The 10,075-nt window shown below is 75.5% G+C and carries 11 protein-coding genes; 5 read left to right on the top strand and 6 right to left on the bottom strand.

Going from position 1 to position 10,075, the window contains the following annotated elements; genetic code table 11:
* Positions 1 to 81 precede the first annotated feature (81 nt).
* Genes ABD086_RS14465 through ABD086_RS14455 form a run of 3 tightly spaced genes read right to left on the bottom strand, consistent with a single transcriptional unit; the run spans position 82 to position 2,931 of the window.
* Positions 82 to 1,101: a class I fructose-bisphosphate aldolase gene (locus tag ABD086_RS14465; protein WP_343908269.1), complete on the bottom strand. Its 1,020-nt coding sequence runs from the start codon at positions 1,099 to 1,101 to the stop codon at positions 82 to 84.
* 18 nt (positions 1,102 to 1,119) lie between these two features.
* Positions 1,120 to 1,992, bottom strand: coding sequence for a universal stress protein (locus ABD086_RS14460; RefSeq protein ID WP_343908268.1), 873 nt, complete (start codon positions 1,990 to 1,992; stop codon positions 1,120 to 1,122).
* Between the two features lie 9 nt (positions 1,993 to 2,001).
* Complete coding sequence (locus ABD086_RS14455; protein ID WP_343908267.1) at positions 2,002 to 2,931, bottom strand: universal stress protein; 930 nt, start codon at positions 2,929 to 2,931, stop codon at positions 2,002 to 2,004.
* A 162-nt stretch (positions 2,932 to 3,093) separates the two neighbouring features.
* Between ABD086_RS14455 and ABD086_RS14450 the strand changes: the two genes are divergently transcribed.
* Positions 3,094 to 3,663: a flavodoxin family protein gene (locus ABD086_RS14450; RefSeq protein ID WP_343908266.1), complete on the top strand. Its 570-nt coding sequence runs from the start codon at positions 3,094 to 3,096 to the stop codon at positions 3,661 to 3,663.
* A 134-nt stretch (positions 3,664 to 3,797) separates the two neighbouring features.
* Here the strand turns inward: ABD086_RS14450 and ABD086_RS14445 are convergent, their stop codons facing one another.
* Complete coding sequence (locus tag ABD086_RS14445; protein ID WP_343908265.1) at positions 3,798 to 5,507, bottom strand: sensor histidine kinase; 1,710 nt, start codon at positions 5,505 to 5,507, stop codon at positions 3,798 to 3,800.
* 45 nt (positions 5,508 to 5,552) lie between these two features.
* A complete protein-coding gene (locus ABD086_RS14440) occupies positions 5,553 to 6,233 on the bottom strand; it encodes a response regulator (RefSeq protein WP_343908264.1) in 681 nt (226 codons plus the stop codon).
* Between the two features lie 158 nt (positions 6,234 to 6,391).
* Between ABD086_RS14440 and ABD086_RS14435 the strand changes: the two genes are divergently transcribed.
* The 4 genes from ABD086_RS14435 (at position 6,392) to ABD086_RS14420 (ending at position 9,606) form a co-directional block, all read left to right on the top strand.
* The gene (locus ABD086_RS14435) at positions 6,392 to 6,985 is read left to right on the top strand and encodes a CBS domain-containing protein (protein WP_343908263.1); all 594 of its coding nucleotides are present in this window, start codon (positions 6,392 to 6,394) and stop codon (positions 6,983 to 6,985) included.
* A gap of 33 nt (positions 6,986 to 7,018) precedes the next feature.
* Entirely contained in the window at positions 7,019 to 7,999 is a 981-nt protein-coding gene (locus tag ABD086_RS14430; protein WP_425571640.1) for an Acg family FMN-binding oxidoreductase, read from the top strand.
* A gap of 72 nt (positions 8,000 to 8,071) precedes the next feature.
* The gene (locus tag ABD086_RS14425; RefSeq protein ID WP_343908261.1) at positions 8,072 to 8,959 is read left to right on the top strand and encodes a universal stress protein; all 888 of its coding nucleotides are present in this window, start codon (positions 8,072 to 8,074) and stop codon (positions 8,957 to 8,959) included.
* Positions 8,956 to 9,606, top strand: a complete 651-nt coding sequence (locus ABD086_RS14420; RefSeq protein WP_343908260.1) for a hypothetical protein — start codon at positions 8,956 to 8,958, stop codon at positions 9,604 to 9,606. Before ABD086_RS14425 ends, ABD086_RS14420 begins: the two co-directional genes overlap by 4 nt.
* A 182-nt stretch (positions 9,607 to 9,788) precedes the next feature.
* Here ABD086_RS14420 and ABD086_RS14415 read toward each other — a convergent pair whose 3' ends face one another.
* Complete coding sequence (locus ABD086_RS14415; RefSeq protein WP_343908259.1) at positions 9,789 to 10,031, bottom strand: hypothetical protein; 243 nt, start codon at positions 10,029 to 10,031, stop codon at positions 9,789 to 9,791.
* Between the last annotated feature and the right edge of the window lie 44 nt (positions 10,032 to 10,075).

Below are 10,075 nucleotides of genomic sequence, written 5' to 3'. Positions count from 1 at the left end.
CGCCTGGCAGCCAGAACCCGCACGACACGCCGATGCGCGCCGGCGTGTCGTGCGGGTTTCGGCTGTCAGCAGCCGAAACCCTCAGCCGGCCGCCCGCTCCATGCCGGCCTCGTAGCTGCCGTACCGCGCGGCGCCGTTGAGCGCCGCACGCTCGAGCAGCACCGACTGCGCGGCCGCCACGTTCGCCTCGTCGCCCCGCCACGTCCGCAGCACCGGCGCCTGCAGCGCGCGGCCGTAGGAGAAGCTCAGCTCCCAGGGCTGGGGCGCGTGCCGGTTGAGCGCGTCCAGGCGCGCGGTGGCCTCCTCGTCGGTCTGGCCGCCGGAGAGGAACACGATGCCCGGGACCGCCGCGGGGACGGCGTTCCGCAGCACCTCGAGCGTGCGGACCGCGATCGTCTCGTCGGTGACCGGCTCGGTGGAGTCGGTGCCGGGCAGCACCATGTTCGGCTTGAGCAGCGTCCCGTCGAGCCGGACCCGGTGCCGGGCGAGCTGGTCGTAGACGGCGCGCAGCACGGTGGTCGTCACCTGCGCGCAGCGGTCGAGCGAGTGCGGCCCGTCCATGAGGACCTCCGGCTCCACGACCGGCGTGAGCCCGGCCTCCTGCGCCAGTGCGGCGTACCGCGCCAGCCCGTGGGCGTTGGCCTGGATGCAGGTCGCCGACGGGCGTCCGCGGCCGATCCGGATCACGGCCCGCCACTTCGCGAACCGGGCGCCGAGCTGGGCGTACTCGGCGAACCGCTCGCGCAGCCCGTCGAGACCCTGGGTCACGACCTCGTCGGGGAAGCCGGCGAGCGGGGTCGTGCCCGCGTCGACCTTGATCCCGGGGAGGATCCCGGCGTCCAGCAGCAGCCGCGGGAACGGCGTGCCGTCCGTCGTGTGCTGCCGGATCGTCTCGTCGTACAGGATCACGCCGCTGATGTGCTCGGCCAGCCGCGGCGTCGTGAACAGCACCTCCCGGTAGCGGCGCCGCACCGGCTCGGTGGACTCCAGGCCGATCGTGGCGAGTCGCTTCGCGATCGTCGGGGTGCTCTCGTCGGCGGCGAGGATGCCCTTGCCGGGGGCCACGAGCGCGTGGGCGGTGCGAACGATCGAGGGTGCCATCGCTCCTCCTGGGGTGGGCTAGGTGCGGTCGACCACCAGCACCGGGCACGCGGCGTGGCGGAGCACGGCGCGGGTGACCGGACCGAGGTGGGTCCCGTGGGGACCGTGGTCGGGTCGGCGGCTGAGCACGACCACCGCCGACCGGCGGGTGGCGTCGACCAGCGCGTCCACGGGGCGGACCCAGCGCACGGCGCGGGTCACGGTGGTGCCGAGGTCGCCCATCTTCTCCAGGGCCTGCTGCAGCTCCAGGTCGGCCTCGGCCGTCCACTGCTCGCGCGTGTGGTTGACGAAGAACGTGTCCTGGTACGGCTCGGCGAGCCACATCGCGTACAGGACCCGCAGCTCACGGCCGCTGGCGACGGCGTACGCCGCGGCGGTCTCGACCTGGCCCGCGGCCTCGCTCGGGTGGTCGACGCCGACGGTGACCGGCAGCGGACCCGCCGCCGGTGCCCAGCCGTGCGGGACCACGACGACCGGGGCCTTCGCGTGCGCGGCGACCCGGGTGGACACCGACATCGTCAGGAGCCGGTCGACCACGTCGGGATCGCGCCGCTCCAGGACGACCAGGTCGCGCCCGGCGGCGCGGTCGGCGATCGTCGCCGGCACCGGTCCGGACAGGATCTCGGTGCTCAGCGGAACCGCCCCGTCCACGCGGGCGCGCATCCGTTCGGCTGCGTCGGTCAGCACCGTGCGGCCGACCCGGAGCAGCGCCGTGTCCAGCGCCTGCACGTGGTCGGCCCTGCTCGGTACGACGACCAGCGAGTGCACGACGTGCACGAGCTCGACGCCGGTGCCGCGCTGCAGTGCCTCGGCCGCCGCGAAGTCCAGCGTGCCGTCCCGGGCCCCGTCCGGTCCGACCGCGACGAGCACTCGGAACTCGTTGTCGCTCATGACTGCCCCCTACTTCCTGATCTGTCCGCCGGCCTCGAGGACGAGGTCCGGCAGCTCCGGTACCACCGAGGGCGGCACGACCATGACCGGGCACTCCGCGCCGCGGAGCACCGCGCGCGCCGTGCCGCCGAGGTGTGCGGCCGCCGGGACGCCGTGCGCCCGGCGTACGACGAGGACCAGGTCGGCCTCGCGCGACGCCTCGACGAGCGCGCGGGCGGCGTGGTCGTGGACGACGCGGACCTCGACCTCGACGGCGGGGAACGCCACGCGCCAGTCGTGCAGCAGCGTCTCCATCTCGGCGGCGCCCTCGCGCTCGCACTGCTCGAGGGCGATCCGCGACTCGATGATGTCGTCGTAGGCGCTGGGCAGCTTCCAGGCGTGCACCACGACGACCCGCGCCGACCGCGCGTCGGCGATCGCGAACGCGTGGCCGAGCAGCTCGTCGGCGTGGGCGGCGGACTTGACGCCGACCACGACCGCGTGGCGCTCGGGCGCGCCCGGGTCGTCGTGCCAGCTCGCCGGCACCTCCACCACGGGCACCGGCGCCCGCGCCGCGGTGCGGGTGGCCGTGTCGCCGTCCACGAGCCGGTACAGGACCGGGCGGTCGTCGCGGCCGACGACCAGCATCCCGGCGTTCTCGGCGGCCTTGATCAGCTCCGTGCTGCGGCTGCCGTGGTGCAGCCAGCCCTCGAACGCGACGCCGGGGTCGATCTCGCGGACGGCGTCCTCGACGTTGGACAGGACCTGCGTGCCGGTGTCGGTGAGGTCGCCCGGCGTGACCGGCATGAACGGCGAGATGGGGACGTAGTCGGGCACGACGTGGACCAGCTTCAGCGTGCTGCCGGCCCGTCGCGACTCCTCGACCGCGTAGCGCAGCGCACCGCGGTTCGCCGCGGTGCCGTCGACGCCGACGACCACCGGGCTGGTGATGACGTTCATGGTCTCCTCCTCTGCCCGTGACGGCGCAGTTCCGTCACCTCCATGCTCAGCCGGCCGCCGGGTCGGCTGTAGGGACCAAGGACCCGGCCCGAGGGGGCGCAAGGCGGTAGGACGGGGGTGGGTGCGGCGGCAGGCTGGAGGTGACCAGAGGAGGTCCCGGCGATGAGCGACACTCCGGCCGATCGGCCGCGCGCACTGGTGGTCTACGAGTCCATGTTCGGCTGCACCGAGAGCGTGACCCGGGCGGTGGTGGAGGGACTCGAGCAGGGCGGCGTCGATGCCGTCGTGGCGGAGGTCCGGGCCGCAGGCCGCGCCGGCGAGCAGGAGTACGACCTGCTCGTCGTCGGCGCGCCCACCCACGCCTTCTCGCTCAGCCGCCCGGGCACCCGCCAGGACGCGGTGCGCCAGGGCGCCCGCGCGGACCGGGCCGAGACGGGGGTGCGCGAGTGGATCACCGCCCTCGACCCGGACGAGGGCCGGCACCGGCCGGCCGCGGCGTTCGACACCCGGGTGACCAAGGTGCGGCACCTGCCCAAGGCGGCCTCGACCCGGGCCGTCCACCTGCTCGCCCGTCGCGGCTTCACGGTCGCCGAGCGGCCCGCGCCGTTCTTCGTCGAGGACGTCAAGGGCCCGCTCGTCGACGGCGAGCTGGACCGCGCCCGGGCCTGGGGGCGCCGGATCGCGCTGCGGTACCTGCACGAGCACCCCGCTCCGCCCGCCGCCGCCGGCTGAGCCCGCGCGCCGCCCGCGGGGCCGGGGGCCCGCGGTCGGTGCGTGGTCGCGCAATTGAACGCCCAGCCTGCTCATACGCACGGGTAACCGAGGCTGAGCGTTCAATTGCGAGGACGGCCGCGCGCCGCCCGGCCTCAGCCCGCCGGCACCCACCACTCGACGGTGGTGCCCGCGCCGGCGCCGGAGGTCACCGTGCAGCGCCCGCCGCGCCGCTCGGCGCGGCGCCGCATGCTGGCCAGGCCGCTCTCCGAGACCTCCGCGGGCAGGCCGGCCCCGTCGTCGACGACCGTCAGGCGCACGCCCTCGGTCACGTCGAGCTCGACCGAGCCCGAGCTGGCGTGGGCGTGCCGGGCGGCGTTCGACAGCGCCTCGCTGAGCACGGCGAGCACGTCGGGCGCCACCTCGGGGCCGATCTGGGACCGGACCGGCCCCCGGAAGCTGAGCCGGGGCCGGAACTTCAGCGTGCTCGTCGCCCGGTCGACGAGCTGGGTGACGGCGTACTGGATGTCGGTGTCGTCCTCGACCGAGCCGAGGTCGAAGATCGTCCGGCGGATGTCGCGGATCGTGCCGTCCAGCTCGTCGACGGCCTCCTCGATCCGCGCCACGGACTCCGGCCGCTCCGAGAGCCGGGCGATCCCCTGCAGGCGGAGGCCGACGGCGAACAGCCGCTGGATGACCAGGTCGTGCAGGTCCCGGCCGATCCGCTCGTGGTCCTCCAGCAGCGCCAGGCGCTGCTGGTCCTGACGGGCGCGGCTCACCTCGAGCGCGAGCGCGGCCTGCTCCGCGAACCGGGTCGGGAGCTCGGGGTCCAGGGACTCGAAAGCGTCGGTGCGGCCCCGCACCCAGGACAGCGCCAGGACACCGGAGACCCCGGCGGCGGTCCGCAGCGGGACGATGATCGTCGGGCCGAGGGCCGGCCAGCCCAGCGGCCGGGAGACGTCCAGCGCGCGCGGGTCGGCGGCGAGGTCCTCGACGGCGACCGGGACGCCGCTGGAGATCACCTGGGCCGCCAGGGACTGGCTCAGGTCGAGGCCGGCCAGCTCGTCCGGGCTCGCCTGCATGCCCGCGACGACGCGGACGGCGAGGTCCTCGGGCGCGGCGCCCACGGTCACCCAGGCCGCGTCGGCGTCTGCGAGCTCCAGCGCGCGGTCCGCCACCAGCTGCAGCGGCTCGTCGCCGGAGTGCGGGTTGAGGAGCCGCGTGGTCACCTCGGTGGTCGCCGCGAGCCAGCGGACCTGCCGGGCCGCCTCCGCGTGCAGGCGGGCGTTCTCGATCGCCACGCCGGCGGCGGCGGCCAGCGCGATCACGATCTGCTGGTCCTCGTCGGTGAACGCCCCGCCGCCGTTCTTCTCCGTCAGGTAGAGGTTGCCGAACACCTTCTCCCGGATCCGCACCGGGACCCCGAGGAACGACCCCATCGGCGGGTGGTTCGGTGGGAAGCCCACCGACGACGCGTGCTCGGCGATGTCGGTGAGCCGCACGGCCTCCGGACGGTCGATGAGGTGACCGAGGAGGCCGAGCCCGCGCGGCAGCTCCCCGATCCCGGCGATCTGCTCGGCCGACAGGCCGTGGGTCACGAACGTCTGCAGCCGGCGGTCGGAGCCGTCGCTGATCACGCCGAGCGCGGCGTACCGCGCGCCGGCGAGGTCCGCCGCGATCTCGACGATCCGCGTCAGCAGCTCGTCCAGCGAGAGGTCGGCAGCCATGTGCACGACCGCGTCGAGCAGCAGCTGCCAGCGCGCCCGGTCGTCCAGGGCGCCGTGCACGCGGTCGATCACCTCGCGCAGCAGGTCGTCGAAACCCACCCCCGTGAGGGTCGGCGCGGGGTCGGCCTGGTCCCCCATCGCTCCCTCCTCGGACATGGATCCGTCGGAGACGAGCCTAGCCCCTCAGATCCACCTCTCCCCGTGCTGCCGGGTCGCGATGATCGCGGCCTGCGTGCGGCTCTCGACGCCGAGCTTCGCGAGCAGGGCGGAGACGTAGTTCTTCACGGTCTTCTCGGCCAGCGACAGCCGGGTCGCGATCTGGCGGTTGGTCAGCCCCTCGCCGATCAGGTCGAGGATCTGGTGCTCCTTCGGCGTCAGCTGGTCGGTGACCGGGTCCCGCGGCGGGCCGCTGCGCAGCCGCTCGAGCACCTGGGCGGTGACCGCCGGGTCGAGCATGGACTGGCCGGCGGCCACCCGGTGGACGGTCTCGACGAAGTCGTCGCCGCGGACCTGCTTGAGCAGGTAGCCCGAGGCGCCGGCCATGATCGCCGCGAACAGCGCGTCGTCGTCGTCGTACGACGTCAGGATCAGCGCCTTGATGCCGGGATCGACCGACCGGATGGTGCGGCAGACCTCGATGCCCGACCCGTCGGGAAGCCGCCCGTCGAGGATCGCGACGTCCGGGCGGAGGGCCGGGATGCGCCGGGCGGCCTCCTGGGCCAGGCCCGACTCGCCGACGACCTCGATGTCGCCCGAGCTCTCCAGCAGGTCGCGGATGCCGCGGCGCACGAGCTCGTGGTCGTCGAGCAGGTAGACCGTGATCGGTCGGCGCTCGCCGCCTGCTCGTGCCTCGGGCTCCGTCATGCCCCCAACGTACGACCCGCGGACCGGCCCGGTCTCGGTCGATGGCCCCGCGTGCGGAGGACCTTCGTCCCTGTGTCGCGCAGCGCCGGGCAGCGACGCTGGGCGTGACGGCGGACCGCCGTCGCGACCAGGGGAAGCTCGGAAGGGGCGAATCAGCCATGCTGGTGCGAGACGTGATGACCCAGGATCCCGTCACCGTGAGCCGGCGCAGCTCCGTCAAGGAGGCGCTCACGCTGCTCGCCCGGCGCGGCGTGACCGCCCTGCCGGTGGTCGAGCCGTCGGGCCGCCTGTACGGCATCGTCAGCGAGGCCGACCTGATCAGCGACACGGTCGCGCGCGACCCGCGCGCCCAGGAGCGCCCGATCGTGATCGAGCCGCTGTACCCGCCGCACACGGTCGCCGAGGTGTGCACGCGCTCGGTCGTGTCCGTGCGCATCGACGACGACGTGGCGACGGCGGTCGAGCTGATGACCTCCACCGGTGCCAAGAGCCTCCCGGTGCTGGACGAGGACCGCCGGCTGGTCGGCATCGTCAGCCGCAGCGACGTCGTTGCGGCGCTGGCCCGGTCCGACGACGTGATCGCCGCCGACATCGACGCGCTCTTCGCGTCGCTCGGCCACGGGGACTGGCTGGTCGAGGTCGAGGACGGTGCGGTCGAGATCGCCGGCCCGGACGGCGTCGCGGAGCGCTCGCTCGCGCACGTCGTCGCGCACACCGTCCTCGGCGTGGTCGAGGTACGGGTCAGTGGCTGAGGACGGGCCCGAGGACCTGAGGACGTGAGGAGCATGCAGATGGTCCCCGACGTGCTGCGCCGCGTCGACCGGCCGGCGCCGCCGGTGCGCCAGGTCGTGGACTTCGCCCGCGGCGCGCCGAGCATCCACAACACCCAGCCGTGGCTGTGGGGGGCGCGCGGGAACCGGCTCGAGCTGTACGCCGACCGGACCCGCCAGCTCGCCGTCACCGACCCCACGGGGCGCAACCTGGTGATCAGCTGCGGCGCCGCGCTGGAGTACGCCCGGGTGGCCGCCGCCGCGCTCGGCTGGACGGCCGAGGTCGAGGCCGGCGATCGCCGGCTCGCCGATCACCTGGCGACCCTGGTGCTGGAGCCCGGCCGGGCCACGCCCGCGGCCGAGGAGGCGCACCGGCTGCTGCAGCTCCGGTACACCGACCGGCGCCGCTTCACGTCGTGGCCGATCCCGACCGGCCTCCTGGAGCGCCTGGCGCGGTCTCTCGGCGAGACCGGGGTGACCGTGGTTCCCCTGACCGCCCCGGCGGACCGGATCCGGGTCGAGCTGGTCGCCCGCGAGGCGACCCGGCTGGAGCAGGTCCTGCCCGGCTACGAGGAGGAGCAGCGGGCCTGGATCGAGCGGGGCCCGGACGACGGAGTCCCTGCGGCGACGCTCGCGACCGACCAGCACCGCGACCGACGGCCGTCCCGCTACGACGGCGATCCCGCCGAGGCCACCGACGACGTCCGGTCGACCGACGGCGTCCTGGTGCTGTGCGCGACCGAGGACGACCCGGTGGCCTGGCTGCGGACCGGCGAGCTGCTGTGCCGGCTCTGGGCGCGAGCCGCCCAGGAAGGGCTCTCGCTCGTCCCGCTGAGCCAGCCCGTCGAGATCCACCGGACCCGCAGGGCGCTCCGCGAGATCCTCGGCGGCGACCTCCACCCGGAGCTGGTGGTCCGGGTCGGCTGGCAGGAGATCGCCCGCAGCCCGCTCCCCCGGACCCCGCGCCGCCCGCTCTCCGAGGTCCTGATCGACTGAGGGGTCCTTGGTCCCGCCCGCCGCGGCCGAGGGACCGTGGCCGGTCGGGCCAGCGCGAACCATCGTGGAGGCATGACCACCACTCCGCGCACCGTCGTCGTCGGGGTCGACGGCTCCGAGGGAGCGGACGCCGCGCTGGCGTGGGCCGCCCGGCACGCGCAGCTCGCCGGAGCCGACCTGGAGCTCGTGCACGCCGTCGCGCTGCCCAGCATGGCGGGGATCGGTTGGTCCGTGGACGCGAGCCTGGAGGCCGGCCGGCTCCAGCGAGCCCTGGAGGTCGAGGGCGAGAAGGCCGTCACGCGGGCCCGCCGCTCCATGCTCGACCGGCACCCCCAGCTGACCATCCGCTCGGAGGTCGTCACCGGCGACCCGCGCGAGGTCCTGCTCGACCGAGGGGCGGCGGCGTACCTGCTGGTCGTCGGGTCGCACGGCCGCGGGCCGGTCCGCAGCCTGCTGGTCGGCTCGGTCGGCGCGGCGCTCGCCCGGCACGCGACCACCCCCACCGTGGTGGTGCGCGGGTCGACCGGCGGGACCGGCGGCGTGGTCGCCGGCGTGGAGTCGGCCGCCTGCGCGGCGCCCGTCCTGGAGTTCGCCTTCGAGTACGCCGAGCTGCACGGGCTGCGGGTGACCGCGCTGCGGTCGGTGCCGGACGGGATCGCGGGCACCATCCCCACGCGCCTCCCCGAGCCCGACGGGCAGGACGTGGCCGCGGCCCGGGCGATGCTCGCCGAGGCCACCGGCCCGGTCGCCGCCCGGCACCCGGACGTCCGGCTGCACCTCGAGGTCGCCCGGGGCCGCCCGGCGGAGGGCCTCCTGCGGCACGCCGACGGCGCGAGCCTGGTCGTCGTGGGCACCTCTCGCCACCACGTCGGCAACGACGCGGTGGCGACCGTGGAGCACGCGGCCTGCCCGGTCGCCGTGGTCCCGGTGCAGGAGCCGGAGCCTCGCGAGAGGTCGTGACCGCCGTGACGCTCGCCGCCGACCAGCGCGCGATCCTCGTCGTCGTTCCCGACGGTGACGCCGAGGCCCTCCTCCGGTACGCCACCTGGGAGGCGCTCCTCCACGGCTGCGCCCTGCACCTGGTGCACCCGCACTCCCCCGGCGACCGGGCGCGGGCCGAGCGCCGGGTCGCGGCGGCGGTGGCGGACGCCGAGCTGATGGCCGGACCGGGTGTCCCCGTCGAGGGCCGGGCGACGCCCGGAACCGCGGCGTCGTCGGAGCTCGCCGCCGCGGGCGAGACGCGCCTGGTCGTCGTCCGCCGGCAGGACGCGCCGGCGCTGCTGGCGGACCTCGCCGGTGCCGCCCCCGCGCTCGCGGCGGTCCCTCCGGGCTGGACGCTCGTGCCCGACGACCGGCGGCCGGTCCTGCTCGGCGTGTCCGACCCGGCGCGCGCCCGCGCGCTGGTCGCGTGCGGGCTCGAGATCGCCCGGGTCCACGAGACCTCGCTGCGCGTGCTGTACGCGTGGCACGCCCCCGACTCGTACGAGGCCGAGCTCCTCGACGAGGCCCGGGGGTCCCGGTCGCTCGTGCTGTCGCGGACGGCACCCGAAGCGACGATCTGCCGCGTCCTGCCGGAGAGCCCCTGCCCCGTGGTCCTCCTGCCATGAGCGCGCGGGCCCCGGGCGCAGCACGGGTCCCGGCTCTGGTTCTTCGCCGACACCCTCCAGTCCGACCCGGACCTGGTCAGGTTCGTCCACGACTCCCTGCTCCTCGTCGACGGCGAGTGCGCACAGGCGGTCAGCGGCCCGGCCCGCAGCGCCGTCCTCCCCGACCGCGCGGACGGCGTCGGCTACTGGCCGATGTCGGGGTTCACGATCGAGCGGCACCGCCGGACCACGGTCGTCGTGCTCAGCCAGCGGGTGCGCGCCGTCCCGCCCGGCACCTTCGGGTTCGAGATCCTCGGCCCGTCGGTCGCGGTCATCGGGGTGCCGCACGGCCGCCGGCCGCGGCTGCGGGGGATCACGGACCGGGGCCCCGACGCCGCCGGCTCCGGGACGCCCGTCTGGGGCGCCGCCTCGCCCGGGTCGGGCACCGGGTCTACCTCTACGGCACGTCCACCCGCCCGATCAGCGGCCT

Origin of the sequence: Nocardioides aquiterrae (assembly GCF_039526625.1) — a bacterium.
In the GTDB taxonomy this organism is placed as follows: Bacteria; Actinomycetota; Actinomycetes; order Propionibacteriales; family Nocardioidaceae; genus Nocardioides; species Nocardioides aquiterrae.
Note: the sequence above shows the minus strand (reverse complement) of the source record. Positions and strands in the feature narration are given on the sequence as shown.